This is a genomic window from Amycolatopsis lexingtonensis, assembly GCF_014873755.1.
Classification (GTDB): domain Bacteria; phylum Actinomycetota; class Actinomycetes; order Mycobacteriales; family Pseudonocardiaceae; genus Amycolatopsis; species Amycolatopsis lexingtonensis.
The window spans coordinates 4,877,193-4,903,677 of record NZ_JADBEG010000001.1; the positions used below are offsets into that span (position 1 = coordinate 4,877,193).

Annotated in this window: 29 protein-coding genes; 14 read left to right on the forward strand and 15 right to left on the reverse strand. The window is 73.4% G+C overall.

Going from position 1 to position 26,485, the window contains the following annotated elements:
- Positions 1-42: 42 nt before the first annotated feature.
- Complete coding sequence (gene def / locus H4696_RS21685) at positions 43-543, forward strand: peptide deformylase (protein ID WP_086864425.1); 501 nt, start codon at positions 43-45, stop codon at positions 541-543.
- Here the strand turns inward: def and H4696_RS21690 are convergent.
- From H4696_RS21690 to H4696_RS50265, 5 genes are all read right to left on the reverse strand, one after another.
- The gene (locus tag H4696_RS21690) at positions 540-1,601 is read right to left on the reverse strand and encodes a GNAT family N-acetyltransferase (RefSeq protein WP_169735165.1); all 1,062 of its coding nucleotides are present in this window, start codon (positions 1,599-1,601) and stop codon (positions 540-542) included. The genes def and H4696_RS21690 overlap by 4 nt on opposite strands.
- Positions 1,602-1,675: 74 nt before the next feature.
- Positions 1,676-2,512: an alpha/beta fold hydrolase gene (locus tag H4696_RS21695; RefSeq protein ID WP_086864429.1), complete on the reverse strand. Its 837-nt coding sequence runs from the start codon at positions 2,510-2,512 to the stop codon at positions 1,676-1,678.
- 15 nt (positions 2,513-2,527) lie between these two features.
- Positions 2,528-3,259 (reverse strand): VOC family protein, encoded by a 732-nt coding sequence (locus tag H4696_RS21700; protein ID WP_086864427.1) that lies wholly within the window; start codon positions 3,257-3,259, stop codon positions 2,528-2,530.
- A 58-nt stretch (positions 3,260-3,317) separates the two neighbouring features.
- Positions 3,318-4,085: a maleylpyruvate isomerase family mycothiol-dependent enzyme gene (locus H4696_RS21705; protein ID WP_086864428.1), complete on the reverse strand. Its 768-nt coding sequence runs from the start codon at positions 4,083-4,085 to the stop codon at positions 3,318-3,320.
- Complete coding sequence (locus H4696_RS50265; RefSeq protein WP_225955768.1) at positions 4,075-4,830, reverse strand: SAV_6107 family HEPN domain-containing protein; 756 nt, start codon at positions 4,828-4,830, stop codon at positions 4,075-4,077. Before H4696_RS50265 ends, H4696_RS21705 begins: the two co-directional genes overlap by 11 nt.
- A gap of 214 nt (positions 4,831-5,044) precedes the next feature.
- On the opposite strand from H4696_RS50265, the gene H4696_RS21715 reads away from it, so the two are divergent.
- Both H4696_RS21715 and H4696_RS21720 read left to right on the forward strand, forming a co-directional pair.
- Complete coding sequence (locus H4696_RS21715; RefSeq protein ID WP_086865265.1) at positions 5,045-5,557, forward strand: YbaK/EbsC family protein; 513 nt, start codon at positions 5,045-5,047, stop codon at positions 5,555-5,557.
- Positions 5,554-6,126 carry a GNAT family N-acetyltransferase gene (locus H4696_RS21720; RefSeq protein ID WP_192782462.1) on the forward strand — a complete coding sequence of 191 codons (573 nt, stop codon included), beginning with the start codon at positions 5,554-5,556 and terminating at the stop codon, positions 6,124-6,126. Before H4696_RS21715 ends, H4696_RS21720 begins: the two co-directional genes overlap by 4 nt.
- Before the next feature lie 16 nt (positions 6,127-6,142).
- On the opposite strand, the gene H4696_RS21725 is transcribed toward H4696_RS21720, so the two are convergent.
- From H4696_RS21725 to metF, 3 genes are all read right to left on the reverse strand, one after another.
- On the reverse strand, positions 6,143-7,012 hold the full coding sequence (locus tag H4696_RS21725) for a DMT family transporter (RefSeq protein WP_086857214.1): 870 nt from the start codon (positions 7,010-7,012) through the stop codon (positions 6,143-6,145).
- Positions 7,013-7,342: 330 nt separating this feature from the next.
- Positions 7,343-9,028, reverse strand: a complete 1,686-nt coding sequence (locus tag H4696_RS21730; protein WP_192782463.1) for a DUF885 domain-containing protein — start codon at positions 9,026-9,028, stop codon at positions 7,343-7,345.
- Between the two features lie 42 nt (positions 9,029-9,070).
- Positions 9,071-9,955 carry a methylenetetrahydrofolate reductase [NAD(P)H] gene (metF, locus tag H4696_RS21735; RefSeq protein ID WP_086857212.1) on the reverse strand — a complete coding sequence of 295 codons (885 nt, stop codon included), beginning with the start codon at positions 9,953-9,955 and terminating at the stop codon, positions 9,071-9,073.
- Positions 9,956-10,061: 106 nt separating this feature from the next.
- Between metF and merB the strand changes: the two genes are divergently transcribed.
- The 5 genes from merB to H4696_RS21760 are packed head-to-tail and all read left to right on the forward strand — an operon-like array spanning position 10,062 to position 15,073.
- Positions 10,062-10,751: an organomercurial lyase gene (merB, locus tag H4696_RS21740; protein WP_086857211.1), complete on the forward strand. Its 690-nt coding sequence runs from the start codon at positions 10,062-10,064 to the stop codon at positions 10,749-10,751.
- A 60-nt stretch (positions 10,752-10,811) separates the two neighbouring features.
- Positions 10,812-11,900: a polyprenyl synthetase family protein gene (locus tag H4696_RS21745; protein ID WP_086857210.1), complete on the forward strand. Its 1,089-nt coding sequence runs from the start codon at positions 10,812-10,814 to the stop codon at positions 11,898-11,900.
- A gap of 1 nt (position 11,901) precedes the next feature.
- Positions 11,902-13,374, forward strand: a complete 1,473-nt coding sequence (crtI, locus tag H4696_RS21750; RefSeq protein WP_086857209.1) for a phytoene desaturase family protein — start codon at positions 11,902-11,904, stop codon at positions 13,372-13,374.
- Positions 13,371-14,297 (forward strand): squalene/phytoene synthase family protein, encoded by a 927-nt coding sequence (locus tag H4696_RS21755; protein ID WP_192782464.1) that lies wholly within the window; start codon positions 13,371-13,373, stop codon positions 14,295-14,297. The genes crtI and H4696_RS21755 overlap by 4 nt, the downstream gene beginning before the upstream one ends.
- On the forward strand, positions 14,294-15,073 hold the full coding sequence (locus tag H4696_RS21760; protein WP_086864697.1) for an LLM class F420-dependent oxidoreductase: 780 nt from the start codon (positions 14,294-14,296) through the stop codon (positions 15,071-15,073). The genes H4696_RS21755 and H4696_RS21760 overlap by 4 nt, the downstream gene beginning before the upstream one ends.
- 3 nt (positions 15,074-15,076) lie before the next feature.
- Here the strand turns inward: H4696_RS21760 and H4696_RS21765 are convergent, their stop codons facing one another.
- From H4696_RS21765 to H4696_RS21785, 5 genes are all read right to left on the reverse strand, one after another.
- Complete coding sequence (locus H4696_RS21765) at positions 15,077-15,595, reverse strand: CGNR zinc finger domain-containing protein (RefSeq protein WP_086864698.1); 519 nt, start codon at positions 15,593-15,595, stop codon at positions 15,077-15,079.
- A gap of 33 nt (positions 15,596-15,628) precedes the next feature.
- Positions 15,629-15,868 (reverse strand): hypothetical protein, encoded by a 240-nt coding sequence (locus H4696_RS21770; protein ID WP_192782465.1) that lies wholly within the window; start codon positions 15,866-15,868, stop codon positions 15,629-15,631.
- A gap of 87 nt (positions 15,869-15,955) precedes the next feature.
- Complete coding sequence (locus H4696_RS21775; protein ID WP_192782466.1) at positions 15,956-16,255, reverse strand: hypothetical protein; 300 nt, start codon at positions 16,253-16,255, stop codon at positions 15,956-15,958.
- Positions 16,256-16,261: 6 nt separating this feature from the next.
- The gene (locus H4696_RS21780) at positions 16,262-16,600 is read right to left on the reverse strand and encodes a hypothetical protein (protein WP_192782467.1); all 339 of its coding nucleotides are present in this window, start codon (positions 16,598-16,600) and stop codon (positions 16,262-16,264) included.
- 115 nt (positions 16,601-16,715) lie between these two features.
- Positions 16,716-17,084, reverse strand: coding sequence for an Rv2175c family DNA-binding protein (locus tag H4696_RS21785; protein WP_158104421.1), 369 nt, complete (start codon positions 17,082-17,084; stop codon positions 16,716-16,718).
- A gap of 103 nt (positions 17,085-17,187) precedes the next feature.
- On the opposite strand from H4696_RS21785, the gene pknB reads away from it, so the two are divergent.
- From pknB to H4696_RS21810, 5 genes are all read left to right on the forward strand, one after another.
- On the forward strand, positions 17,188-19,218 hold the full coding sequence (pknB, locus tag H4696_RS21790) for a Stk1 family PASTA domain-containing Ser/Thr kinase (protein WP_086864700.1): 2,031 nt from the start codon (positions 17,188-17,190) through the stop codon (positions 19,216-19,218).
- Entirely contained in the window at positions 19,215-19,424 is a 210-nt protein-coding gene (locus tag H4696_RS21795; RefSeq protein WP_020644793.1) for a hypothetical protein, read from the forward strand. Before pknB ends, H4696_RS21795 begins: the two co-directional genes overlap by 4 nt.
- Before the next feature lie 55 nt (positions 19,425-19,479).
- Positions 19,480-20,985, forward strand: coding sequence for an SPFH domain-containing protein (locus H4696_RS21800; RefSeq protein WP_086864701.1), 1,506 nt, complete (start codon positions 19,480-19,482; stop codon positions 20,983-20,985).
- A 136-nt stretch (positions 20,986-21,121) separates the two neighbouring features.
- Positions 21,122-21,823, forward strand: a complete 702-nt coding sequence (locus H4696_RS21805; protein WP_086864702.1) for a hypothetical protein — start codon at positions 21,122-21,124, stop codon at positions 21,821-21,823.
- A 182-nt stretch (positions 21,824-22,005) separates the two neighbouring features.
- The gene (locus H4696_RS21810; protein ID WP_086864703.1) at positions 22,006-23,316 is read left to right on the forward strand and encodes a wax ester/triacylglycerol synthase family O-acyltransferase; all 1,311 of its coding nucleotides are present in this window, start codon (positions 22,006-22,008) and stop codon (positions 23,314-23,316) included.
- Positions 23,317-23,319: 3 nt separating this feature from the next.
- Here H4696_RS21810 and H4696_RS21815 read toward each other — a convergent pair whose 3' ends face one another.
- Positions 23,320-24,153, reverse strand: a complete 834-nt coding sequence (locus tag H4696_RS21815) for a helix-turn-helix transcriptional regulator (protein WP_086864704.1) — start codon at positions 24,151-24,153, stop codon at positions 23,320-23,322.
- Positions 24,154-24,239: 86 nt separating this feature from the next.
- Here H4696_RS21815 and H4696_RS21820 point away from each other — a divergent pair, with 86 nt between their 5' ends.
- Positions 24,240-25,022 (forward strand): SDR family NAD(P)-dependent oxidoreductase, encoded by a 783-nt coding sequence (locus tag H4696_RS21820; protein ID WP_086864705.1) that lies wholly within the window; start codon positions 24,240-24,242, stop codon positions 25,020-25,022.
- On the opposite strand, the gene H4696_RS21825 is transcribed toward H4696_RS21820, so the two are convergent.
- Complete coding sequence (locus H4696_RS21825; protein ID WP_338078696.1) at positions 25,019-26,410, reverse strand: class II 3-deoxy-7-phosphoheptulonate synthase; 1,392 nt, start codon at positions 26,408-26,410, stop codon at positions 25,019-25,021. The genes H4696_RS21820 and H4696_RS21825 overlap by 4 nt on opposite strands.
- Positions 26,411-26,485: the final 75 nt, after the last annotated feature.

Genomic DNA, 26,485 nt, shown 5'->3' on the forward strand with positions numbered 1-26,485 from the left:
CCTAAGCTGCCAGTCCGACACCGCACGAAGGATGTTCTGCTCATGGCGATGCGCGAACTGCGCTATTTCGGCGACCCGATCCTCAAGTCCGTCTGCGACCCGGTCACCGTGTTCGACGAGAAGCTCGAGGCGCTCGTGCGGGACCTGGTCGACTCGGTCAAGCCAGCCGGGCGGGCCGGGCTCGCCGCGCCGCAGATCGGCGTCGGGCTGCGGGTGTTCAGCTACGACGTCGCCGGGCTGACCGGGTACGTCGTCAACCCCGAGATCGTCGAACTCTCGGAGGAGACGCACGAAATCAGCGAAGGCTGCCTCTCCGTGCCGGAGCTGTGGTTCCCGACCCGCCGCGCCAAGCACGCGAAGGTCCGGGGTGTCGACGTCCACAACGAGCCCATCGAGGTCGAAGGCGAAGACGTGCTGGCCCAGTGCCTCCAGCACGAGACCGATCACCTCGACGGCGTCCTCTACCTCGACCGGCTCACCGCCGAGCGCAAGAAGTCCGCGCTGCGCGAAGCACGGGAAAAAGACTGGTTCTGGAAGCGCTAGGCGGGCAGGAACAGCCGGAGCTTTGCGCCGTCCTCGACGGCGCGTTCCGTCCGCAGGCCGGCTCGGGCCGCCGTGCGGGGCAGGACATCGTCGCCGGTCAGGGAGTCCGCCGTCAGCTCCGTGATCCCCTGGGCTTCCGCGAGGACGGCGAGCCGCGCCAACAGTGCCGTGCCGATGCCCTGCCGCTGCCAGTCGTCCTCCACCAGCAGGGAGATCTCGGCGGTGCCGGAGGCGCTCGGGATGAGCTGCGCCAGGCCGATCACCTCGCGGCCGAAGACCGCCAGCACGCTGGTTCCGCGCGGCGGCACCAGCAACCGGTGCAGCCAGCGGCGCGGGACCGTCCGCACGCCCGAGTGGTAGCGCCGGAAGAGCGTCGCCATCGAGCAGCGGCGGTGCAGGTCGGCGACCGCGTCGGCGTCGCCGGGGAGGCCCTTGCGCAGGACGATCGCGGCGCCGTCGGGGCGGTCGAGCACGACCGGGCCGGCCGCGTTCCGGGCCGCCGCCGCGAGCAGCGCGACCAGCGCTCCGGCGCGGGTCAGCTCCAGCTGGACGAACGGCGCCCAGCGGCGGCGCGCCACCAGCGCGCGGTCGTCGGCCAGCTCGAACACCGCCCGGTGCCCGCTTTCGGTGCGGGCCGGGTTCGCCTCGGTGGCGGGGACGAGGGTGACAACGTCCGCGGCGAGGACTTCCTTCAGCACTTCGGCGAGGCGGGCCGGGTCGTCGACCGCGCGGCGGGCCGCCTGCAGCGTCGCCGCGGACGGGTCGACCAGCTCGTGGACGTCGGCGTCGATGATCGCGGTGCATTCGCAGCCTTCTTCGCGAATGGCTTCGATCAGGCGCCGCCGGGGCAGGCCGGTCGCGGGGCGCAGCACGATCTCGTCCAGCACCCCGCCGGGCACCGGCAGCACGCTCAGGCCGAGGATGTTGCACTCCAGGTCGGCGAGCCTGATGGCGAGGCGGGCCAGGGTGCCGGGGTGGTCGTGCATCCGGACCCGCACCCGCCACGCCGACGCGCCGGCGGGTTCCTCGACGACGGCCGTCCGGCCCGGCTGGGGCAACGCTCTGGAGGTCTCCATGCCCCCACGGTCCCCGGTGGTTGTTGCCGCGTCAGGACGCCGGTGTTTCGCGCAGATCAGCGTTCGACGCGGCCCGGCAACCCCGCCGAAACACTCGTCAGCCAGGAACGCAGCTCCGTCGCCAGCGCGACCGGGGCATCCAGCTGGACCAGGTGCCCGGCGCCGGGGATCGGGGTGAACTTCGCGCCGGGAATGCCGGCGGCGAGCCGCTCGCCGATCCCGATCGGGATCCAGGTGTCTTCGGTGCCCCACAGGACGTGCACGGGCAGGTCGACCCGGTCCAGGAGCCCCTCGATCTCGGCCAGGTAGCTCTCGTCGTACGCCGCGATCTGGCGGTACAGCGCCGGCTGGCCCTCGTCGCCGAGCCACGGGGCGGCGAGCTCGTCGACGTCGGCTTCGCGCAGCTCGCGGTGGCTCGCGTTGGCGACGTAGGCCCGGACCAGCGCCTCGTGGATGTACGGCGGCACCCGGGCGAGCACATCCGTGTGCTCTTTGACGAGCTGGAAGAACGGCGAGCCCGACGGCGGGATGGCCACGGCGTCGACCAGCAGCAGCGACGCGTACGGCACGCCGTGCACCAGGTGGGCGCGCAGCGAGACGACGCCGCCGTAGTCGTGGGCGACGACGTGCGGCCGGTCGAGCTCCCAGTGCGCGAGCAGCGCCCGGAACGCTTCGGCCTGGACGTCGAAGCCGACGGGGTGCTCCGCGTCCTTCGAAGACCGGCCGTAGCCGGGCATGTCCCAGAGGTACACGGTGAAATCGCTGCTCAGCGCTTCGGCGAAAGGCCGCCACAGCCACGACGACCACGGCGTGCCGTGGCAGAACACCACCGGGGGCCCGGAGCCGGCGCGTTCCCAGGCGATCCGGCGCCCCTCCCAGTCGAAGGTCTCCATGACCTCCAAGCTAGGTCAACGCGGGGTGAGCACGCAGAACTCGTTGCCCTCCGGATCGGTCAGCACGCGCCACGGCAGCGCCGGGGCGCCCAGGTCCGCCGGCGCCGCACCGGCCGCGACGACCTCCTTCACCGCCGCGGCGTGGTCCGCGCCCGCCGGGGGCGCGATGTCCAGGTGGACGCGGTTCTTGCCTCGCTTGACGTCTTCGTTGCGGAGGAACTCCAGCCACGGCCCGCGCCCCGATGGCGCACGCAGCCCCACCAGGACGTCGCCTTCGCGGGCTTGGACCGGCCAGCCGGTGAGCCCGGCCCAGAACGCCGCCAGCTGCTCCGGTTCGCGGGCGTCGACCACGATCGACGCGACCGCGCCCGTCCCGGCGTAGCGCTCCCGGGGCTCGAGGACGCAGAACTCGTTGCCCTCCGGATCCGCCAGCACGACCCACGGCACCGCGCCCTGGCCGACGTCGACCCGCTCACCGCCCAGCTCGAGGGCGCGAGCGACCAGCGCGGCCTGGTGCTCGGGGGTCTTGCTTGCCAGGTCGAGGTGGATCCGGTTCTTCACCTCCTTGGGGTCCGGGACCGGGACGAAGACGAGGTCCAGGTCCCAGCCGTCGGTTTCCGGGGCGCGCACGTCGATCTCGCCGAGCTCTTCGACGACGGCGGTCCAGCCGAGCAGCGCGGCCCAGAAGCCCGCCAGGACCTCCGGGCGCGCCGCGTCGACGACCAGGTTCACCAGGCGCGTGTTCATGCGGCGCAGGCTAACCGCCACCCCCGACAGTTCCGGTTCGGCTTCCCCACCGGCCGGTTCATCGGGTCGCGAGCCGCAGCAGCGCCCAGAGCTGGGCCGCCTGGTCGTGCACGCCCCGCACGGTCACCGAGGTCAGGGACGCGCGGCCCCAGAGCCACAGGTAGACCTGGGCGGGCTTCGCCGTGACGACGTCGTCCGCGTTCTCGGCCTCCTCGGCCGAACAGCGCCAGGCTTCGGTGGTTTCGGGTCCGGCGCGCGCGATCCAGCTGTGGGCGCCGGCGCGCACGCCGACCGAACCCGCTTTCGTGCCGGTCAGCCCGAGCATCGGCAGCTTCTGGCCGAACCACAGGGTGAGCGCCTCGTCGATGCCGTCGATCGCGAGGTCGTCGGGCACGCCGCGCGGGGCGGAACCCGCCGCTTGCTCGACGTCGACGCGGTGGACCAGCGTCTCGTGCAGCATCCGGCGCCGCCAGAACCCGTAGGTCGCGTCCGCCGGCCACCACGTGTCGGCACGCTCCCCGGGTTCGTGGGCGGCGAGCTCGTCGAGAAGCTCGGCGAGGCCCGTTTCGAGGAACTCGTGAAGCGGCTGGCCCGGTTCGGGGTCGCGCTGCCAGTCTTCGGGGACGCGGCCGTCTTCGAGCCGGCGGCGGACCATCCGGTACAGGCTCCCGACGTGCCGCGCGACCTCGCCGAGCGACCAGCCCGGGCAGGCGGGCACCGGCGCTTCGAGCGGAGCGGCGTGCACGGCCTCGGCCAGCACCCGGCCTTCGATCCCCAACGCCGTGAGCAGCCGCCCGTGGTCGACCGGGCCGTGCTCACGCGACATGGGCTTCCCCGCTGATCGGCAGGCCGTGCACGAGCCGGCGCACGAGCTCGAGGAACAGCCCGGCGGCGCGAACCAGCTGAGCGGCCGACTCCCCGGTGACCTTCCCGGTGATCCCGGCCTGCGCGGCGGCGCGCGTGGCGGAGTTGCCCGCGAAGAAGGCGGACCACTCGCGCAGCTCGGGCGCGACGGAGTCGAGCAGCACCCAGCTACTGGCCGGCCGAGCCCGCCCCCGATGCGGCCGCCCCCGCGCTTCGAGCACGGCGGCGGCCCCGCGCAGGGCGGCGAGGTAGGCCCCGATGAACCGCTCGGCGGAGGTGGTCTCCCGTTCGGCCTCGGCCAGCCCCCGCCTGGCCTGCGCCAGCAACGCGGCCGCCGCGGGCGGGGCCGGCGGGCGGAGCGCCATGGGCAGCTGGGACTGATCGGACTCCGCGGCGGGCGGGCTCAGCGGCACGGGCCGCGGAGAGGCCGCGGTAGTTGCCGGCGGGGCCGCCACCGGCAACTCCGTGGCCGGCGAGCCCGAGTGGGACTGCCCGGCCACCGGGGCATCGGCGGGGCCTTCTTCGACGGCCGGCGGTGGCGACATCGGCAGTTCGGGCTGCCTCAGCGCCGAAGCCGGCGGGCTCTGGCGCGGGCGGCGGGGGCGGCCGTGGTGGGTGCCGGGCGCCGCCGGGGTCACCGGGGGGCGCAGCGACATGGGCAGCTGGGGCTGCCCGGGATCCGTGGGGGACACGACCTTGACGGACATGGCGACCCTCCTCCTGCGCGGCGTGAGCTCGATCGGGGGCCCGGCGCCGAGACGCTTCCCCCGTCCCGGAGCCGGGCACCTGACCGGTGCGCGCTCACCAGATGTCGAACGTCTGTTCGAACAATTTCCAGAGTAACCCCGGACTGGGCATCCGCTCAACCCCAGGGGTGGAATCCCGCGGGACACCAGGTCGGCGGCGTGATCTCATAGGCTCATGAGTTCGCTGGACCACCCCGCCGTCGCCAAGGTGGCGGCCGCGCTGGCCGAAGCCGGGCAGCACGCCGCCGCCGAAGGCATCCGTGTCCTGGCCGCCGAGGTGCGGACCGCCGCCCAGGCGGCCGAAGCGCTCGGCGTTCCCGTCGGTGCCATCGCCAACAGCCTCATCTTCCGCCTGGGGTCCGACAAAAACGCGCTCCTCGCCCTGACCTCCGGCGCCCACCGCGCGGATCCGGCGACCCTCGCGCGGCTGGCCGGCGGCGAAATCGCCAAGGCCGACGCCGATTTCGTGCGGGCGCACACCGGGCAGCCGATCGGCGGCGTGGCCCCGGTCGGGCACCCGGCGCCGCTGCCGACGCTGGTGGACACCGCGCTGCGCGCCCACGACGTCGTGTGGGCCGCGGCCGGGCACCCCAAGACCGTCTACCCGACGACGTTCGCGGACCTGGTGGCGTTGACCGGGGGCACCCCCGGCGCGCTCGGCGGCGCGGAGGAAGATGGCTCGCTGTGACCGCGATGCCCGCCGGCTGCTCCCGCTACGTCCAGCTCTCGACGGACGAGTTCCGCGCACGCCTGCCCGAAGCGCTCGACATCTACGTGCGGGCGATGCGGTACCCGGCCGGCACCGCCGAGCAGCGGGCGCCGATGTGGCTCACCCACGCGCTGCGCGAGGGCTGGCGCTGCATGGCCGCGTTCGACGCCGACGACGTCCTGCTCGGGCTGGCCTACGGCTACCGCGGCCGGGCCGGGCAGTGGTGGCACGAGCAGGTGCGCCACGGCCTGAGCCGCCGGTTCGGGCCCGATGAGGCCGACCGCTGGCTGTCCGACTACTTCGAGCTGACCGAGATCCACGTCAAGCCGGAGAACCAGGGCCACCAGATCGGCGAGGACCTGCTGCGCGGCCTGCTCGACGGCGTGCCGAGCGCGAACGTGCTGCTCTCCACGCCCGAGGGCACCAGCCGGGCGTGGAAGCTCTACCGGCGGACCGGCTTCGTCGACGTCCTGCGCGACTACCACTTCGCCGGCGACCCGCGGCCGTTCGCGATCCTCGGGCGGGCGCTGCCCCTCGAGCCTCGCTGAGGGGCAGCGCCCGGGTTCACCGCGGTTCGGGCCGCCAGTAGCCGACCACCAGCGCCGCGACCAGCACGGCCGCGCCGCACCAGGCCGTGACGCCCAGCCGTTCCCCGAGCAGCACCGCGGACAGCACGGCCGCCGTCAGCGGCTCGAGCACCGCCGACAGCGCGCCCAGCAGCGGGTGCGCGTCGGCCAGGCCGCGCAGGTACGCCGCGTAGGCGAGTGCGGTCGGGACGACGCCGAGGTAGCAGGCCACCAGGAGGACGTCCGCGTGCAGCGGCAGCACCATGCCGGTCCAGCTCGCGACCGGGGTCAGCAGCAGCCCGCCGGTCAGGCAGCCGAACGCCGTCGTGGGCAGCGGCTCCAGGCCCTCGACCGGCTTGGCGGTGAGCAGCGTCAGCGCCGCGAAGCCCGCCGCGGCCAGCAGCGCGAAGCCGAGGCCGCCGAGGGTGGCCACGGCGTCCGGTGACCAGCGCAGCAGCACCAGGCCGGCGAGCGTGCCCGCCACCGAGACCAGCGTCCAGCCGCGGGGCTTCCGCGTGCCGGCGAGGGTGACCACGACGGGCGCGGCGCCGATCGTGGTCATGGTCGCGATGCTGACGGAGCTGAGCGCGACGGCGGCGAAGTAGCTCGCCTGGAACAACGCGAACAGCCCGCCGACGGCGAGGACGCGCTTGGCCGCTCCGGCCGTGCGCGGGAAGGTTCCGCCCGTCAGGAGGACGAACAGGGTGGCGGCCCCGCCGCCGACGAGCAGCCGGTAGGCGGCGACGGCGAGCGGGTGGAGGCCGGCGAGTTCGCCGAGCAGCGAGCCGGCCAGGCCACCGGTGCCCCAGAGGACACCGGCGAGGACGAGCGCGGCCGAAGAACGGGCGCGCGTGGGCAGGTACACCAAAGGAACGCTCCTGCGTCGAAGGAAAAGGGAGATCGACGACGCGGGGCGGTGCGCAAGACGAAGCCGCCGCGGGCGCTCAGGCCACGCGGCGAGGGACCACCCCGCTCAGGCGCGGGGCGGTGGGGTGACGAGGAAGATCCGGTGCACGAGGGGAACCTAGCGGCCGGGTGAGTGGTGGCGCGACGGGTTTTCCACAAGGTGGCGCGGTTGTGGACAGCCGGGCCTCGGAGCGGCTTTGCGGGCGGTTTCGTCGGACGGGGCCGATAAACTGGACATGGGACGCCCCCCAGGGAGGGCGGGGGCCCGCCGGCGAACCGGCGGGCCCACACCTCAGTCCAGCTTCGCCAGCTGCTCCCGCAGCGTGTCCAGCCCCATGCCGCCCATCTTCAGCGCCTCCGTGTGGAACCGCTTGATGTCGAACGCCGCCCCCGCGCGGGCCTGGGCCTCCGCGCGGGCCGTCAGCCAGAGGCGCTCGCCGATCTTGTACGCCGGGGCCTGGCCGGGCCAGCCCAGGTAGCGGTCGATCTCGTCGCGGAGGTGGGCTTCGTCGGTGATCGTGCGGGTCAGCATGAACTCCAGGCCCAGCTCCGGCGTCCAGCGCTCGCCCTCGTGGAACCCGGTCCCCGCGGGGATGGTCAGCTCCAGGTGCATGCCGAGGTCGACGACCACCCGGGCGGCGCGGAACAGCTGTTCCGAGAGCATGCCCAGCAGGTCGCCGTCGTCCGACAGGTAGCCCAGTTCCTCCATCAGGCGCTCCGAATACAGCGCCCAGCCCTCCGCGTGGCCCGACGTGAACGCCATCAGGCGCTGGTACTTGTTCAGCGACGCCGACTGGTCGACCGCCGTCGCGATCTGGAGGTGGTGGCCCGGTGCGCCCTCGTGGTAGACCGTGCTCGTTTCGCGCCACGTGCTGAACTCGTCGCGGCCGGCCGGCAGGGACCACCACATGCGGCCCGGGCGGGCGAAGTCCTCGCTCGGGCCCGTGTAGTACGCGCCGACGCCGCCGCCGGGCGGGGCGATCTTGCACTCCAGGGCCATCACGCGGTCGGAGATCTCGAAGTGCTTGCCGCGCAACGATTCCAGGGCGCCGTCGGACAGGCGCTGCATCCACGCCTCGAACTCCGTGCGGCCGTGGACGCGGTAGCGCGGGTCGGCGTCCAGGATCGCCGCGGCTTCCTTCGGGGTCGCGCCGGCCTTGACGCGGTTCGCGACCGCGCGCATTTCCGCTTCGAGGCGGGAAAACTCGGCCCAGCCCCACTCGTAGGCCTCGCGCAGGTCGAGCGCGGCGCCGACGAAGTACCGCGACCACAGGCGGTAGGCGTCCTCGCCGACAGCGTCCTTGACCGGGGCCTTCGGCGCCAGCTCGGCGCGCAGGAACCCGGCGAACTCGGCGAACGCCTCGTCGGCGGCCCGCGCGCCGTGCGCGAGGTCGCTCTTCAGCGCTTCACCCTGCGAAGACGCGCCGTCGACGAGCGCGGCGAAGAAGCCCTTCGCGTCCTTCAGCCCCGCCCACGTCTCGCACTGCCCCGCGACCTTCGAGACCTGCCGCAGCGCCGCGACGTGGCCCGCGTCGGCGCCCGCGAGGAGTCCTGCGCGGACGCCGGCCAGTGCCTTCGGGACCTCGCCGATGCGGGCCGCGACGACCGACCAGTCCTGCTCCGACTCCAGCGGCATCAGGTCGAACACCATCCGCAGCTCCTGGACGGGGCTGGAGATGGGGTTCAGGCTCGCCACATCGAGGCCGGCTTCGTGGATCTCCAGCTCCAGGCCCAGGCGCTCGGTGAAGACGGCCTGCGCGGCCCGTTCCGCGGCGTCCCGGGGTTCGGCGGCCGCGACGGCGGCGTGCGCCCGCGCGGCCAGCCCGGCGCGCTCGGCGAAACCCTCCGCCGAGTAGTCGGTCAGCCGGTGGTCGTGGCCGGCGATGCCGTGGGAGGTCGCGGCGACCGGGTCCGCGGCCGCGTAGTCGTCGACGTAGCGGTCGCAGATGCCGTTGACGTCTGAAGCAGTGGAAGCCATGTGCCGCACGCTACCGGGCCACCCGGACCCGGTGGTACGTACTTAAGCACGGGCCGGGACGAGCCCCAGGCGGGCGACGACCTCGCGCGTCGCCTTCGACCGGTTGAACGTGTAGAAGTGCAGGTTCGGCACGCCCTCGGCGATCAGCCTCTCGCACAGCTCGGTGGTGACGTCGATGCCCGCGGCGCGGAACGCCTTGGCGTCGTCGGCCAGCGGCTCGAGCCGGTCGAGCAGCTTCCGCGGGGCCGGCGCGCCGGACAGCTTGATCGTCGTCTGCAGGGTCCGCATCGTCGTCAGCGGCATGACGCCGGGCAGCACCGGGACGTCGCAGCCGGTCGCGGCGACCCGGTCGCGCAGCCGCAGGAAGTCCTCGGCGTCGTGGAACAGCTGGGCGATCGCGAAGTCGGCGCCCGCCCGCAGCTTGCGGACCAGGTACTTCGTGTCGGTCTCCAGGTCGGCGGAGCGCGGGTGGCCGTAGGTGTACGCCGACACGCCGACGCAGAAGTCGCCCAGCTCGCGCACGAGCTGGACGAGCTCTTCGGCGTAGGTCAGGCCCTCCGGGTGCGGGATCCAGTCGCCGTAGACGTCGCCCGGCGGGTCGCCGCGCAGCGCGAGGATGTTGCGGACGCCGACCGAGGCGTACCAGCCGATGACGTTGCGCAGCTCGGCGACGGAGTGGTTGACCGCCGTCAGGTGCGCCATCGGCACCAGCGTCGTCTCGGTCGCGACGCGCGCGATGCTGCGGATCGTGCCGTCGCGGCTGGAGCCGCCGGCGCCGTAGGTGATCGACATGTAGGCCGGGTCGTACGACTCGAGCTCCCGGATCGCCTTCCACAGGACGGCCTCGTCCGCCGCGTCCCGGGGCGGGAAGAACTCGATGGAGAACTTCGGCCCGTCTCCGCGCAACCGCTCGATCACCGACGTCATGCCTGCATGTTAAGGGCCGACGCCCGCCATGCGGGAGCCCCCGTCCGCGTCGCGAGACTGCGGTTCGACTCACATTCGAGGCGCTATGGCGGACTAAACTGGCTGAGTGCGCGAAGACGACGTGAGCTGGGACGAGGACGTTCGCCTGGCGGTCTACCACGCGTTCGCCGACCGAGGCCGGGCTCCGACCGCCCCGGAGCTGGCCGACGCGGCCGGTGGCTCGCTGGCCGTCGCGAAGCAGGCGCTGCACCGCCTCGCCGACGCCCACCACCTGGTGCTCGACGACTGCGAGCACGTCGTGCTGGCGCACCCGTTCGCCGCGCGGCCGCTCGGGTTCTCCGTGATGGGCTCGCACACGCTGTGGTGGGGCGGCTGCGCGTGGGACTCCTTCGCCATCCCGCACCTGGTCGAGGATGAGCCGGAGGTGCTGATCGCGACGCGCTGCCCCGGCTGCGGCCAGCCGCACGCGCTGGTGGTGAACCGGGCCGGGCCGCCGGAGGGCGCGCAGGTGGCGCACTTCCTCGTGCCCGTCGCGCGGATGTGGGACGACGTGCTGCACACGTGCGCGAACCAGCGGCTGTTCTGCTGCGAGTCCTGTGTGGACGCCTGGCTCGCGGAAACCGGCCGGGACAAGGGGTGCGTGCTGGACCTCGTGACGCTGTGGCGGCTCGCGCGCGGCTGGTACGAAGGCCGGCTCGAGCGCGGTTACCGGCGCCGGGAGCCGGACAGCGCGGCCGCCTACTTCGCCGAGGCGGGCCTGACGGGGTCGTTCTGGGCCGCCACGGCCGGAGTCTGATTCACCACATCCGGGTGCCCCGGCGGCCCGCGCGCCCGCGGGTTCGGCGAGGATGGCGGCATGAACGCGTCCGCCGACACCGACCTGCCCGCCCACGTCGAGCGGGCGCTGGCCGGGTTCCTCGACCGGGCGGGCACCGAGATCCTGGGTACCGAGCCGACGGTGGCCGCCGGCATCGACGCGCTGCGCGGGTTCGTGCTGAACGGCGGCAAGCGGCTGCGCCCGACGTTCGCCTGGTGGGGCTGGCGCGGCGCGGGTGGCGACCCGGCCGGCCCGGACGCCGAGGGCGTGCTGCAGGCGGTGGCCAGCCTCGAGCTGATCCAGGCCTGCGCGCTGATCCACGACGACCTCATCGACTCCTCCGACTCCCGCCGCGGCTTCCCGACCGTGCACATCGCGGGCGCGAAGCTGCACGCCGACCAGGGCTGGCTCGGCTCCCCCGCGACGTTCGGCCTGGCCACCGCGGTGCTCGTCGGCGACCTGGCGCTGGCCTGGGCGGACGACATGTTCGCCGACGCGCCGCTGCCCGCCGGGACGCTCGCCGCCGCGCGCCCGGCGTGGCGCGCGATGCGCACCGAAGTGCTCGCCGGCCAGTACCTCGACGTCCGCACGCAGGCCACCGGCGACGCTTCCGTCGAAGCCGCGCTCAAGATCGACCGGCTCAAGACCGCCGCCTACACCGTGCAGCGGCCGCTGCACCTGGGCGCCGCGCTCGGCGGGGCCTCCCCCGAGCTGATCGCCACGCTGCTGGAGTTCGGCGGTGAGGTCGGCGTCGCGTTCCAGCTGCGTGACGACCTGCTCGGCGTGTTCGGCGACCCGTCGGTCACCGGCAAGCCCGCCGGCGACGACCTGCGCGAAGGCAAGCGCACGCTGCTCGTCGCGCTCGGCCTGCAGCTCGCCGCCGAAAAGGGCGAGCAAGCCGCGGCCACCGTGATCGCGGACGCGATCGGCGACGCCGACCTCTCCGACGAGGGCGTCGAGACCGTCCGGATGGCGTTGCAGCAGGTCGGCGCGGTCGACGCCGTCGAGCGCCGGATCGACGAGCTGACGACGGCGGCGATGGCCGCGCTCGAGCGCGCGCACCTGGCCGAGCCGGCGCCGGAGGCGCTGACCGGGCTGGTCGTCAAGGCCACCCAGCGGACGTACTGACGTGCGGCGCATCGACGGGGCGACCGACCACGTCGTCGTGATCGGCGCCGGGCTGGCCGGCCTTTCCGCGACCCTGCACCTGCTCGGCTCGGGCCGGCGCGTCACGCTGCTGGAGCAGGCGGACACCCCCGGCGGCCGGGCGGGCCAGCAGAGCTTCGACGGCAACGCGGTCGACACCGGCGCGAGCGTGCTGACCATGCCGGAACTGCTGGAAGAGGCGTTCGCCGCGGTCGGCGAACCGCTGGCCAAGAACCTGCGCCTGACCCGGCTCGACCCGGCGTACCGGGCGCGCTTCGCCGACGGCAGCTCTCTCGCGCTGCGCACCGACGGCGACGCTATGGAGGCCGAGATCCGCGCCTTCGCCGGCGCCCGCGAGGCGGCGGGCTACCGGGCGCTGCGGCGCTGGCTGAGCGAGCTGTACGCGGTGCAGAAGGACCGGTTCATCGGGACGAACTTCGATTCGCCCGCCGACCTGGCCCGCCCCGAGCTGGTGAAGCTCGCCGCGCTGGGCGGGTTCGGCAGGCTCGGCCCGCGCATCGGCCGCTACCTGCGCGACGAGCGGGTCCGGCGGCTCTTCTCCTTCCAGGCGCTGTACGCCGGTCTCGACCCGGCGCGGGCGATCGGCGCGTACGGCGTCATCGCCTACATGGACACCGTCGGCGGCGTCTACTACCCCGAAGGCGGGATGGGCGAGATCGGCCGGGCGATGACCGGCGCCGCCGCCCGGGCGGGCGCGGACGTCCGGTTCGGCACCGAAGCGGCCTGGCTCGAACGGGTGAATTCGCGGGTGCGCGCCGTGCGGACGCGCTCGGGCGAGCGGATCGCGTGCGACGCCGTCGTGCTGGCGACCGAGCTGTCGTCGGCGTACCGGCTCATCGGCGCGCGGCCTCGGCGGCCGCTGCCGCTGCGCTACTCGCCGTCGGCCGTCGTCCTGCACGGGCGGACCACCGCGAAATGGGACCTCGGGCACCACACGATCTTCTTCGGCGACGCCTGGGAGCGGACGTTCGCGGAGATCATCCGCGACGGCAAGCTGATGAGCGACCCGTCGCTGCTGGTCACCCGGCCGACCGCGACCGACCCGGGGCTGGCCGGGCGCGGTGGCGAGATCGTGTCGGTGCTCGCGCCGGCGCCGAACACCCAGCGCGGCCCGATCGACTGGGACCGCGTGCGCGGGCCGTACCGCGAAGAGCTGTTCCGCACGCTGGAAGCGCGCGGCCTGACCGGTTTCGGCGACGAGTTCAGCGTGGACGAGACGATCACCCCGGCGGACTGGGCGGCGCGCGGGCTTGGCGCCGGAACGCCGTTCTCGCTGGCGCACACGTTCGCGCAGACCGGCCCGTTCCGGCCGGCGAACCTGGTGCGCGCGGCGGGCAACGTCGTGCTCGCCGGCTCCGGCACCACCCCCGGCGTCGGCATCCCGCCGGTGCTCATCTCGGGACGACTCGCGGCGGAAAGGATCACCGGCCGGTGAACGAACTCGACGCCGCGGGCATCCGCGCGCCGGAGCTGCGGGCCGCCTACACCGAGTGCCGGCGCATCAACGCGCACCACGGGCGCACGTTCTTCCTGGCCACCCGGCTGCTGCCGGCCCGGGCCCGCCCGGCGGCGCACGCGCTGTACGGGTTCGCGCGGATGGCCGACGAACTGGTCGACAACCCGGTGCCCGGCAGCGACCCGGCGGCTTCGCTCGACCGCGTCGGCGCCATGGTCGACGTCGTCTTCGACGGCGGGACCCCGGACGACGCGGTGCTGGTGGCGCTGGCCGACACCGTGCGCCGCTACGACCTTTCGCGCGACTTGTTCGCCGCGTTCCTGAAGTCGATGCGGATGGACCTTTCGCCGGTCGAGTTCGCGACCTTCGCAGAGCTGGGCGAGTACATGTACGGCTCGGCGGCGGTGATCGGGCTGCAGATGCTGCCGGTGTTTGGCACGATCGGGCCGCTTGCGGACGCCGAGCCGGGGGCGATCGCGCTCGGTGAGGCGTTCCAGCTGACGAACTTCCTGCGCGACGTCGGCGAAGACCTCGACCGGGGCCGGCTGTACCTGCCGGTTTCGGAGCTGGCCGCGTTCGGCGTCTCACGCTCGATGCTGGAGCGGCGCGCACCGGACCCGCGGATCCGCGCGGCGCTGGCGTACTTCGTCGCGCGGACGCGGGCGGTGTACCGGCGGGCCGAAGCCGGGGTTTCGTTGCTGCGCCCCGAATCCCGGCCGTGCGTGCGGACCGCGCTGACGCTGTACCAGGGCATCCTCGACGAGATCGTCGCCTTGGACTACGACATCCTGACGCGGCGAGCGGTGGTGCCGAAGTCACGCAGGCTGGTGGTCGCGCTACCTCCCTTGGCCGCGGTCTGGGCGCGCGAGACGTTCGGGGGCAGTCGTAGGCTGCGATCATGACCGAACGACGCATCCGGATCGGCCTGCAGCTCCAGCCGCAGCACGCCGACTACGACAGCATCCGGCGCACCGCGTCGGCCGCCGAGGATCTCGGGGCCGACATCGTCTTCAACTGGGACCACTTCTACCCGCTGTACGGCGACCCCGACGGCATGCACTTCGAGTGCTGGACGATGCTCGGCGCGTGGGCGGAGTCGACGTCCCGCGTCGAGATCGGCGCGCTGGTGACCTGCAACAGCTACCGCAACCCCGAACTGCTGGCCGACATGGCCCGCACGGTCGACCACATCTCCGGCGGCCGGCTCATCCTCGGCATCGGCTCCGGCTGGTTCGAGAAGGACTACGACGAGTACGGCTACGAGTTCGGCACCGCGGGCGGCCGCCTCGACGACCTCGCGGAGTCCCTCCCGCGCATCGAGTCGCGCCTCGGCAAGCTGAACCCGGCCCCGACGCGCAAGATCCCGGTGCTGATCGGCGGCGGCGGCGAGAAGAAGACGCTCAAGCTGGTCGCCAAGCACGGCGACATCTGGCACGGCTTCGGCGACCCGGAGGTCGTCGAGCGCAAGGTCAAGATCCTCGACCAGCACTGCGCGGACGTCGGCCGCGACCCGGGCGAGATCGAGCGCTCGTGCGGCGTGCAGGGCGAGCCGGACGAGCTGGGCCCGAAGCTCCTGGACCTGGGCGTCACGACGTTCACGGTCGGCGTGGGCGGCCCGGACTACGACCTGGGCGCGCTCGAGAAGTGGGTCGCCTGGCGGGACAAGACCAACAGCTGAGTTTCACCTTCGCGCCCGGTGCGCGGCGACCCGCTCTCTCGTCGCGCACCGGGGCGAGCAAAACCTCCGGGGGCTGCCGCCGCCGGTGTGGGCGAACGGCCTGCCGCACGACGGGGACGCGCACAGCCCGCCCGGTACGTCCTGGCGCTCGGCCAGCAGCGCGGCCAGTCCCAAGGCCGACGACGTCACCAGCCACGCGCCCCACGGGCCGTCGTCCGCGGCGTCGACGTGCAGGTGCCAGCCGTACCCGTCCTCGTGGTCGGTCAAGCGCGGCGGACGCGCGTACGCGGCGAACAACGCGTTGAGCACCGAAGCCGCCGAAGCCACGTCCGGCGCCGCGAACACCGCGCGCAGCTCCACCGCCGCCGCCCGCAGCTCGGCCACGTCAGAAGGCGAGAGCCGGACGTCCGATTCGCCGTGCGCCTGCAGCACACGCGACACAGAAGCCGCGTCGGCGTCGAAGAGCAACACGTTCAGCAGGTCCACCGCGCGCTGCACGGAATCCCGGTGCGGAAAGGCCATGCCCCACTGTAACGTCTCGCTCATGATAAGGCGTTACTTGGCCGGAGCGACGCTCGCGCGGACCGGGGACGAGCTGTCCGGCCCCGCCCTGCTCCTGCTCGGCCTCACCGCCGGCCCGCACGCCGGGTCGGCGCTGCTCGCCGGGCTGACCGCGGCCGCCGCCGTGGGCGGGCCCGTGTTCGGGGCCTTCCTCGACCGCAGCGCGGCGCCGGGACGGCTGCTGGCCGTCGCGCTCGCCGGGTACGCCGGCGGGCTCGCGCTCGTCGCCGCCACTTTCGGGCACCTGCCGCTGGCCGGGGTGGTCGCCGTGGCGGCCGTGACCGGGCTGCTGAACCCCGCCGTCGCGGGCGGCTGGACCGCTCAGCTGCCCGCCGTCGCCGGCGCCGGGCTGCCCCGGGCCAGCCGGCTCGACGCGCTCACCTTCACCGCCGCCGCGCTGGCCGGACCCGGGCTCGCGGGGCTGCTCGGCGGGCCGGCCGGGCTCGTCGCGGCCGTCGCGCTGGTCGCCGCCGCGGTCCCGGTCGCGTGGTCCCTGCCGGGGAAACAGCGCAAGGCGAAGACGCACCTCAAGGACGGCTTCACGGTCCTGGTCCGCAACGTCCCGCTGCGGCGGGCGACGATCGCGTCGACGCTGTCCTGCGCCGGCATCGGCATGGTCACCGTCTGTTACCCGCTCCTGGGCGCGGCGCACCTGCGCGGCCCGGCGGACGGCGCCCTGCTGCTGACCGTCCTGGCCGTGACGTCGCTGCTGGCCAACGCGGCTTTCGCGAGGAAACCGCTGCCGTGGTCCCCGGACCGGACGGTGTGGCTGAGCACGCTGGTGCTGGCCGCGAGCGCCACCGTGGCCGCGCTGGCCAACGGCGTGACCCTGCTCGTCGTGGCCGCGGCGACGGCCGGGTTGGCCGAAGGACCGCAGCTCACGGCGTTGTTCGCGATCCGCCACCGCGAAGCGCCCGAGCACGTCCGGGCACAGGTGTTCACGACGGCGGCGAGCGTGAAGATCACCGGGCTGGCGGCGGGGGCGGCACTGGCCGGCCCCCTTGCCGCGTGGTCGCTGCCGGCGTGCCTGAGCGTCGCCGCGGCCGTGCAAGTGGCCGCGGCGATCAGCTATTTACCCAGGTCAGAACGCCATCGCCTGGGCGCGCCGCTTGACCTCGGTGCCGTGGCTGGTGCGCAGCGCGTTGACGGGGGTGCTGCCGGGCAGGCTGTCGTCCGCGGTGAACAGCCACCGCAGCATCTCCGTCCGGCTGAACCCGGAGTCGGCGAGCACGGTGATGGTGCCCGCGAGGCCCTTGACCACGCCGTCCTTGACGAAGAAGTCGCTGGGCACGCACAGTTCGCCACCGCGCTTCAGCGCGATCAGCTGCCCGTCGCGCAGCATCTGCCGGACCTTGTTGGCCGAAGTCCCCAGAGCCTTCGCGACCTCGGGCAACGGGAGGACCGCGATGGCGGTGTCGAGGACGTCGTCGGCGACCGGAATCCCACTCACAGGTGACACTGTGCCACATTCGGCCCCCGCACCCGCTAGTGCGCACGGGTGACCCGCGAGGTCTCCTCCACGAGGCGTGTGCGGTTCCGTACGATCCATACCCGTGACACGCACCCATCCCAGCCTGGTCGGCACGCTCCTCGAGCACCGCTACCGGGTGGACCGGCTGCTCGCCCACGGCGGAATGTCTTCCGTCTACCGGGGGACGGACACCCGGCTGGACCGTCCGGTCGCGATCAAGATCATGGACCCGCGGTTCGCCGACGACCGGTCGTTCGTCGACCGGTTCGTGCGCGAGGCCCAGTCCGCGGCGCAGCTGCACCACCCGCACGTCGTGGCGGTGCACGACCAGGGCTTCGACCTGCCGCCGGGCGCGGAGTCGGGGCTGGCGTTCCTGGTGATGGAACTGGTGGACGGCGGGACGCTGCGCGACCTGCTCGACGAGCGCGGCCCCCTGGACGTCGCCTTGGCGCTGAGCGTGGCCGAGCCGGTGCTCTCGGCGCTGGCCGCCGCGCACCAGGCGGGGCTGGTGCACCGGGACGTCAAGCCGGAGAACGTGCTGATCGGCCGGTCCGGCCCGCACACCGGCGGCGTGGTGAAGGTCGCGGACTTCGGCCTGGTGCGGGCGGTGGCGAGCGCGGGCACGACGAGCTCGAGCGTCATCCTCGGCACGGTCGCCTACCTCTCCCCCGAGCAGGTCGAAACCGGCGCGGCGTCTTCGCGCGGCGACGTCTACTCGGCCGGGATCCTGCTCTACGAAATGCTGACCGGCCAGGTGCCCTACACCGGGGACACGGCGATCTCCGTGGCCTACCGGCACGTGAACGACGACGTGCCGCGCCCCAGCGGACTGCGCCCGGACCTGCCGCCGGAGCTGGACGACCTGATCACGCGCGCGACGCGGCGGGACCCGGAACAGCGCCCGGCCGACGCCGGCGAGTTCCTCACCGAGCTGACCGCGGTGCGCGCCCAGCTGGGGCTGCTGCCGGTCACGGTGCCGATCCCGGTCTCGCGCGGCCAGGGCGACGTCGCCGACACCGAGCGCACGCTGCCGCGCATCCCGCAGGTGCCGGGCGGCGAGAAGACGATGCCGGTGCACCGCCCGAACGCGACGCGGGCGCTGAGCCACCCCGGCACCCCGCCGCCGGGGATCACCCAGCAGATCCCGCCGGTCCGGCCGACCCCGCCGCGGCGGCGCGGCGAGCCGGAACCGGAGAAGCCGGCGGACAACCGCAAGCGCATCGCCATCATCGCCGGTGCGGTGCTGCTGTTCGGCGGGCTGATCACCGCGTTCATCTTCATGCTCACCGACACCGGTGGCGACAAGACGGCGACCGTGCCGAAGCTGGTCGGGCTGAACCAGGCCGCGGCGGGCGACGCGCTGCGCGCGGTCAAGCTGACCCCGCGGTTCAGCCAGGAGTACGACAACTCGGTCCCGTCGAACACCGTGCTGCGCGCCGAGCCCGCCGAGGGCACGCCGCTCACGCCGAACTCGACGGTGTCGGTGGTGCTGTCCAAGGGCCGCCCGGCGGTCCCGGACATCCGGCCGGGCACCGCGCTGCCCGACGCCGAGAACGCGATCAAGACGGCGCAGCTGACCCCGGTCCGCGGCACCGACGACTACGACGCCGAGGTCCCGCAGGGCGCGGTCATCCGCACCGAGCCCGCGGCCGGCAGCCAGCTGAACATCGGCGGCCAGGTCACGATCATCGTGTCCAAGGGCCCGATCCCGCTGCCGCCGGTCCCGGACGTCACCGGGCGGAGCAAGGACGAGGCCTTCCAGCTGCTGCAGCAGGCCGGCTTCGAGCCGTTCCAGGCGGGCGAGGAGTTCAAGCAGGAGGTGCCGGGCGGCGCCGTCACCCGGACCGACCCGCCGGCCAACTCGCAGGCGAAGGAAAAGCGGATCGGCGTCTTCGTCAACAACGCCGTCCAGGTGCCGGACGTCCGGTTCCGCTCGTTCGACGACGCCCAGAAGATCCTCGAGCAGGCCGGGCTGAAGGCCGACCGCGACGGCGGCCGGGGCCGCGGCCCCGGTGGGGGCGGCGGGTTCGACTTCGTCTTCAACCAGGACCCGCAGCCGGGGACGTTCGTGCAGAAGGGCTCCAAGGTCAAGCTCAAGGGCTTCGGTCAGTGATCGGCAGCCGCGGCCGCGTCACCGGCACGATCGGCCCCGGCCTCATCGGCGAAGTGCTGCTCAACGTCCGGGGCGGCACGGAGGCGTTCTACGCCTACCCGGCCGACCCGGACGAGACGTTCAGCTCCGGCACGCAGGTGCTCGTGGTCGACTTCGAACCCCCGCGGACGGTTTATGTCGAACGGTGGCAACCGCTGAGCCGCTGACGGCGTCGTAGAGGCACCAACACACCCACAACAGAAGAGCGAGGGGGTCGGTGCCATGAGTCTCGTGGAAATCGTGCTGCTTTCCATCGGTGGTCTCATCGTCGCGCTGGTGGTCATCTTCGGCATCCTGCGGCTGCTCTACAAGGTCGCCGAGCCGAACGAAGCCCTGATCATCTCCGGGCTCGGCGTCCGCGTCGACCGCGCGGACACCGCGGACAGCCTGGGCTTCAAGATCATCACCGGCCGCGGGGTGAACGTCCTGCCCGGCTTCCAGACCGCGCGCCGGCTGTCCCTGGACACCCGCGGCGTCAACCTGCAGGTCTCCTGCGTGACCAAGCAGGGCCTGCCGGTCACCGTGCGGGCCGTCGTCATCTACAAGGTCGGGGACGACTTCGCCTCGATCGCCAACGCCGCCCGCCGGTTCCTGGACCAGCAGAAGGGCATGAACGACACGATCCACGAGCTGTTCTCCGGGCACCTGCGCTCGATCGTGGGCGGGCTGACCATCGAGGAGATGATCCACAACCGCGACGCGCTCACCGGCGAGGTGCGCCAGTCGTCGGCGACGGAGATGATCAAGCTCGGGCTGATCGTGGACTCGCTGCAGATCCAGGAGATCGACGACGAGTCGGGCTACATCAACAACCTCGGCAAGCCGCACGCCGCCGCGATCGCCGCGTCGGCCCGCATCGCCGAGGCGCAGCGCGACCAGGAGGCCGCCGAGGTCGAGCAGGTCTCCGCGGCGAAGAAGGCGGCCGCGGTCCGCGAGAGCCAGATCCAGCAGGCCGGTTACCAGGCCGAGGTCGACCAGGCGCGGGCGAAGGCGTCGCAGTCGGGTCCGCTGGCCGAGGCGACCGCGCGCCAGGAGGTCGTCGTCCAGGAGACCCGCGCCGCCGAGCTGGAAGCGGCGCTGGCCGAGCAGCGGCTGCAGTCGCAGGTCCGCAAGCCGGCCGACGCGAAGGCGTACGACACGCGGACGACGGCCGACGCCGCCCGCGACGCTTCGATCGCGAAGGCGCAGGCCGAGGCGAAGGAGACCGAGCTGCGCGCCGCGGCGGACGCGACCCGCGTGAAGACGGCAGCCGAGGCCGAGGCGCAGGCCACGAAGGCCCGCGCGGAGGCGGCGGCCGGGGCGACCCGGGCGACCGGTGAAGCGGAAGCGGCCGCGGCCAAGGCCCGCGGCCTGGCCGACGCGGAGGCCGCGAAGGCGAAGGGTCTCGCCGAAGCGGAGTCGGCCCGGGCGAAGGGCCTCGCCGAGGCCGACGCCATCAAGGCGCGCGCCGCGGCGCTGGCGGAGAACCAGGAAGCCGTCGTCGCGCAGCAGCTGGCCGAGCGCTGGCCGGAGATCGTCGAGGCGGGCGCGAGCGCGTTCGGCAACGTCGACCACATGGTCGTGCTCAACGGCGCCGACGGCATGTCCGACATGTTCGCCAAGGCGCTGTCGCTCGGCGGAACCGGTCTCGGCCTGGCCCGGCAGCTCATGGACGCCATGGGCAAGCCGCCCGAGAAGGAGCTCGACGAAGCCGCGCGGAAGAACGGCGAACTCAAGCTCAGCGACTGAGGAGTCACGGAGCGTACGGCTCTTGTGTCCCGGATCACGGGAAGCAAGAGCCGTACGCCCGATCGGGGGCGGCAATTCGCGTGATGTTGTCCTACCGTGGGCGCATGGTGCCGGACTGCGTGTCGGGGGCCGTCCGATGAGCTTCTTCACCGGCGGTCCTCGTGAGCGTCCCCTGTTCCCCGTCCCGGAGCAGGAGCTGTACGCGTTCAACGGCAGGCACTGGACCGACGCCCCGCGCGAGTACATCGTCCCGGCCGTGCTGCCGCTGGCGCAGCCGCTGGGCCGGTCCGACCGGACCATCGTGGCGCTGCGCTCGGTCGAGGTGTGGCCGCAGGCGTTCACGCTGCGCGTCACGGTCTACTCCCGGGACAGCCTGGTCGACGACCCCGCCGAGGGGCTGATCGACCACCGGCGCAAGCCGGACTACAACGGGCTGCTCTTCGGTGTGCTCTACGCCGACGGCAGCCGGGCGAGCTCCGAGACGGTCTCGGTGCCGTCGGCGTCCGAGCCGGAAGAACCGGTGCTGCGGGCGCAGCCCGTCGGCGGCACGCGCTTCGCCGTCGAGCACGAAGTGTTCCTGTGGCCGCTGCCCCCGGCCGGCCCGCTCAAGCTCGTTGTGCAGTGGACGGACCGGACCATCCCGGAGACCCGGACGACGCTCGACGGCGGCGCGATCCGGGCCGCCGCGAAGGACGCCGCGGAGATCTGGCCCGGGCTCGGCAAGCGGCAGGCGAACGGCCTGCCGGTGCGCCGCGTCGGCAAGCAAGTGGCACTGACCCCCGATTGGGGGACCTCGGTGGTGCGGGCGGAGCAGCCCGAACCCGCCCCGGGTGAGTGAACTCCCGCTGATCTGTGACCCCGGGCACCGCGGCCCGGGGTATCTCGAATGGATGAACGGGGTGAGTAGTTAGCGTCGTGGAAACACTTCGACCACCCGGCCGTCATGTCGGGCTGGTGCAGTGGAATCCCTCCTCCTGACGCACGTGGCCGTGCACACCCGCGAACCAGGGAAGGTCGCTCATGGCAGCCTCGCCGCTCAGCGCACTCGACGTCGCTTTCCTTTGCCTGGAAAGCGAAACCTCCCCGATGCACATGGGGGCGGTGCTCACGTTCACCGCCCGCGGGCCGGTGGACGCCGGTGCGCTCACGGCGATCCTCGCCGAACGGGCGGCGCGGCTGCCGAAGCTGCGCCAGCGGGCGCGCGCGGAACTGTTCCCGCCGGGTTCCGCCAGCTGGACCGAGGACCCGGGATTTGTTGCTGCCGACCACATTCACCACGTCGTGCTCAGTTCGCTGTACGAACCGGACCCCTTGGCGGCGTACGCGTCGCGGTGGATCGCGGAGCCGCTCGACACCGCCCGGCCGCTGTGGGACCTCACCGTCGTGACCGGACTGCCGGACGGCAAGTTCGCGCTGCTGCTCAAGCTGCACCACGCGCTCACCGACGGCGCCGGGGCGTACGCGGTCGCGGCCGGGCTGCTCGACGGCGTCAAGCTGCCGGAGCGGATCCCCGCGCAGCGCCGTCCGGCACCACGCTCCACTTTGGACACGGTGAAGGACGCGCTGGGCACGGTGTGGGACCAGGCGAACGAAACCGCCGGGATCGCCTCGTCGCTCGTGCGGGCCGCGCGGCCGCCGCTGTCCCCGATTTCGGCGCCGACGTCCGCCGAGCGGCGCCTCGGGTTCGTGCGGCTGCCGCTGACCGAGCTGCGCCGGGTGCGCCAGGCCCACGGCGGCACCACGAACGACGTCGTGCTGGCGGTGCTGTCCGGTGCGCTGCGCGAGTGGCTGGTCAACCGCGGCCACCGCGCCGACGGCCGCACGCTGCGCGCGCTGATCCCGGTGAGCGTGCGCGGCCGGGCCGACGGGCAGCTCGGCGGCAACAAGCTCTCCGGCTACCTGTGCGACCTGCCGGTCGGCGAGGACGACCCGGTCGAGCGGCTGCGGGTGGTGCGCCGCGCGATGACCCGCAACAAGGCGGCGGGCCCCAGCCGCGGCGCCGGCGCGCTGCCGCTGCTCGCCGACCGCGTCCCGCCGCTGCTGCACCGGCTGGGCACGCGCACCGCGGGCCTGGCCGCGCCGATGCTGTTCGACCTGGTCATCACCACGGTCCCGGTGCCACCGGCCCGCCTGTCGATCGACGGCGCCCGGCTGGCGGCGATCTACCCGTTCGTGCCGCTGGCCCCGCGCCACGCGGTCGGCATCGCGGTGGCCACCTACCGCGACTCGGTGCACGTCGGCCTCCAGGCCAACGGCAAGGCGGTGCCGGACATCGGCTCGCTGCGCGACGCGGTGCTGAAGTCCGCGGCCCGCCTGCTGGACGCCTCCTGACCGTCAGGGCGTGACGCCCGGCCCGACCACCTCCAGGAACGCCAGTGCCTCCGCCCCGCGGGAGCCGGGCGGCGCGGTGTAGAGCACGAGGTGCTGGTCGTCGCCGGGCAGGTCGAGGGAGTCGCAGTCGACGGTCACCTCTCCCACCACCGGGTGCCGGAAGGTCTTGGTGAGCACCGGCGTCGCCTGCACGTCGTGCCGCTCCCACAGCCGGGCGAAGTCGGCGCTGCCCGCCCGCAGTTCTTCGACCAGCCCGCGCACCGCCGGGTCGGCGGGGTAGCGGGCCAGCGTGGCGCGCAGTTCCATGACGACGGTGAGCCGGAACTCGGCGGCGTCGGAGATCCCGTACGGCGGCTCGGCCGGCCCCAGGAACGCCTTGCGGGCGAGGTTGCGGTGCTCGGGAGCGACGTCGCCGAAGTCCTCCATGAGCGCGGCCGCGAGGGCGTTCCACGCCAGCACCTCGAACGTGGCGGAGATGACGATGGCGGCCGTCTGCGGCAGCCGCCGCAGCAGCGCGAGGATGCTGGGGCGGACCTCCCGGCGGTGCAGGGCACTGCGGACCGGCGCGGTGCCCGCCAGCACGTGCAGGTGCTCGGACTCGGCGTCGGTCAGCCGCAGCGCGCCCGCGATCCCGGCCAGGACCTCGCCCGACGGGCGCGGCGCCCGGCCCTGCTCGAGGCGGACGTAGTACTCGGTGGAGATGTGCGCGAGCACCGCGACCTCTTCCCGGCGCAGTCCCGGCGTTCGACGGCGCGGCCCGGCGGGCAGGCCGACGTCCTGCGGCCGCAGCCGCTCACGACGGCTGCGGAGGAACGCGCCGAGCTCTTGCTTGTCCACCCGTCCAGTATGCGGACGGCGTACCGCCGGATCCTGGTACGGCTTGTGCCTGCCTCCGGCCGCCGCAGCGGGGCAGCGTCGGAACCATGACGAACACCAGCCACCCCGCCCCGATCGGCCTGCTCACCGGCAAGGTCGTGCTCATCACCGGCGCCAGCCGCGGCATCGGCGCGGCTGCCGCCCGCCTCTTCGCCCAGGAAGGCGCCGCCGTCGTGCTGGCCTCGCGTAGCACCGAGCCCCTCGAGCGGATCGCCGCCGAGATCCGCGACGCGGGCGGCACCGCCGACGCCGTCGCGCTGGACCTGGCCGACCCCGCGAGCATCCGGGCCGCCGTCGACCGCGTCGAGCAGCTCCACGGCCGCCTCGACGGGGCGTTCAACAACGGCGCGGCCATCCAGCGGCCCGGTCCGCTGGAGACGACCGCCGAGGAAGAGATCGACGAGCAGTTCGCGGTGAACTTCCGCGCGCACTGGACCGCAATGACCGCCGAAGCCGCGCTCATGCGCCGCGGCGGTGGCGGGGCGATCGTGAACACGTCCAGCATCGGCAGCCGCCGCGCCAACCCCGCCCTGCCCGCCTACGGCGCCATGAAGCGGGCGCTGAACAGCCTCACCGAGACCGCGGCCGTCACCTGGGGCCCGCAGGGCATCCGGGTCAACGGCCTCACGCCCGGCGGCACGGCCACGGACATGATCGACGCGTGGGAAGCCGCGACCCCGGGGATCGTCGAGCAGATCACCGCGTCGATCCCGCTCGGCCGCATGGCCGAGCCCCGCGAGGTCGCCGAGGCGGCCGCGTGGCTGCTCAGCGATCGCGCGGCCATGGTGACCGGCGCGATCGTCCCGGTCGACGGCGGGGCCGGGGCCTAGCCGCGGAGCATCTCCGCGACCAGGAACGCCAGCTCCAGCGACTGCTGCGTGTTCAGCCGCGGGTCGCAGGCGGTCTCGTAGCGGCCCGACAGGTCGACGTCCGAGATCTCCTGCGCCCCGCCCAGGCATTCGGTGACGTCCTCGCCCGTCAGCTCCACGTGGATGCCGCCCGGGTAGGTGCCCAGCTTGTTGTGCACCTCGAAGAAGCCTTGGACCTCGTCGACGATCCGGTCGAAGTGCCGGGTCTTGTAGCCGGTGGACGACTCGTGCGTGTTGCCGTGCATCGGGTCGCACTGCCAGATGACCTTGTGCCCGGACGCCTCGATCTTCTCGACGATCGCCGGCAGCACCTCGCGGACCTTGCCGTTGCCCATCCGGGAGATGAGCGTCAGGCGGCCCGGCTCGGAGCGCGGGTCGAGCCGCTCGACGTATTCCAGCGCCTGGTCCGGCGTGGTCGTCGGGCCGATCTTCAGCCCGATCGGGTTGGCCAGCAGCTCGGCGAACGCGATGTGCGCGCCGTCCAGCTGGCGGGTCCGCTCGCCGATCCAGAGGAAGTGCGAGGACAGGTTGTACAGCTTCGGGTCGGCCGCGTCCGCGTTGTCCAGGCGGAGCATCGACCGCTCGTAGTCGAGCAGCAGCGCCTCGTGGCTGGCGAAGATCTCCGTCGACTGCAGCGACGTGTCGGTGACGCCGCACGCCGACATGAACCGCAGGCCGCGGTCGATCTCGTTGGCCAGTGCCTCGAAGCGCTGCGCCGCCGGCGACGCGGACACGAAGTCCTTGTTCCAGTCGTGCACCTGGTGCAGGTCGGCCATGCCGGCGCCGGTGAGGGCGCGGACCAGGTTCATCGCGGCGCCCGCGTTCGCGTAGGCGCGGATCATCCGGCCCGGGTCCGGCACGCGCAGCTCCGGCTTGGCGACGAGGGAGTTGATGATGTCGCCGCGGTAGACCGGCAGGCCCAGCGCGTCCGTCCCGGCCGAGCGCGGCTTCGCGTACTGGCCCGCGATGCGCCCGACCTTGACCACCGGCAGGCTCGCGCCGTAGGTCAGCACGACGGCCATCTGCAGCAGCGTGCGCAGGTTGGCCCGGATGTGCGGCTCGGTGTTGGACTCGAACGTCTCCGCGCAGTCGCCGCCCTGGAGGAGGAACGCCTCCCCGCGGGCGACCATGGCCAGCCGGTCCTTCAACCGGTCGATCTCGGCCGGCACGGTGATCGGCGGCACGCTCTCGAGCACGCCGCGGACCCGGCGGGTCGCGTCCGGGTCGGGCCACTCCGGCTGCTGCGCGGCCGGGCGGGCCAGCGCGTCGTCCAGCCGCTCCCGCAGACCGGGCGGCAGCGGCGGCAGTTCGGGCAGTGTGTCGACGGGGACGTCCACAGTCCAGTTCACGGACACCAGGATAGGGTTTCGGCCCTTGCGCGCTTCGCCCGGTTCACCGTCCCCAGGTCGTGAGCGGGAAACCGG

Coding starts and splice junctions, on each gene's coding strand:
- H4696_RS21700 (WP_086864427.1), bottom strand. CDS start 3,259: ATGAACACGCGCCTGGTGAACCTGGTCGTCGACGCGGCGCGCCCGGAG.
- H4696_RS50265 (WP_225955768.1), bottom strand. CDS start 4,830: ATGTCCGTCAAGGTCGTGTCCCCCACGGATCCCGGGCAGCCCCAGCTG.
- H4696_RS21760 (WP_086864697.1), top strand. CDS start 14,294: ATGACCGAACGACGCATCCGGATCGGCCTGCAGCTCCAGCCGCAGCAC.
- H4696_RS21820 (WP_086864705.1), top strand. CDS start 24,240: ATGACGAACACCAGCCACCCCGCCCCGATCGGCCTGCTCACCGGCAAG.
- H4696_RS21800 (WP_086864701.1), top strand. CDS start 19,480: ATGAGTCTCGTGGAAATCGTGCTGCTTTCCATCGGTGGTCTCATCGTC.
- H4696_RS21765 (WP_086864698.1), bottom strand. CDS start 15,595: ATGGCCTTTCCGCACCGGGATTCCGTGCAGCGCGCGGTGGACCTGCTG.
- H4696_RS21810 (WP_086864703.1), top strand. CDS start 22,006: ATGGCAGCCTCGCCGCTCAGCGCACTCGACGTCGCTTTCCTTTGCCTG.
- H4696_RS21695 (WP_086864429.1), bottom strand. CDS start 2,512: ATGGAGACCTTCGACTGGGAGGGGCGCCGGATCGCCTGGGAACGCGCC.
- H4696_RS21805 (WP_086864702.1), top strand. CDS start 21,122: ATGAGCTTCTTCACCGGCGGTCCTCGTGAGCGTCCCCTGTTCCCCGTC.
- metF (WP_086857212.1), bottom strand. CDS start 9,955: ATGACGTCGGTGATCGAGCGGTTGCGCGGAGACGGGCCGAAGTTCTCC.
- H4696_RS21705 (WP_086864428.1), bottom strand. CDS start 4,085: ATGTCGCGTGAGCACGGCCCGGTCGACCACGGGCGGCTGCTCACGGCG.
- H4696_RS21745 (WP_086857210.1), top strand. CDS start 10,812: ATGAACGCGTCCGCCGACACCGACCTGCCCGCCCACGTCGAGCGGGCG.
- H4696_RS21715 (WP_086865265.1), top strand. CDS start 5,045: ATGAGTTCGCTGGACCACCCCGCCGTCGCCAAGGTGGCGGCCGCGCTG.
- def (WP_086864425.1), top strand. CDS start 43: ATGGCGATGCGCGAACTGCGCTATTTCGGCGACCCGATCCTCAAGTCC.
- H4696_RS21730 (WP_192782463.1), bottom strand. CDS start 9,028: ATGGCTTCCACTGCTTCAGACGTCAACGGCATCTGCGACCGCTACGTC.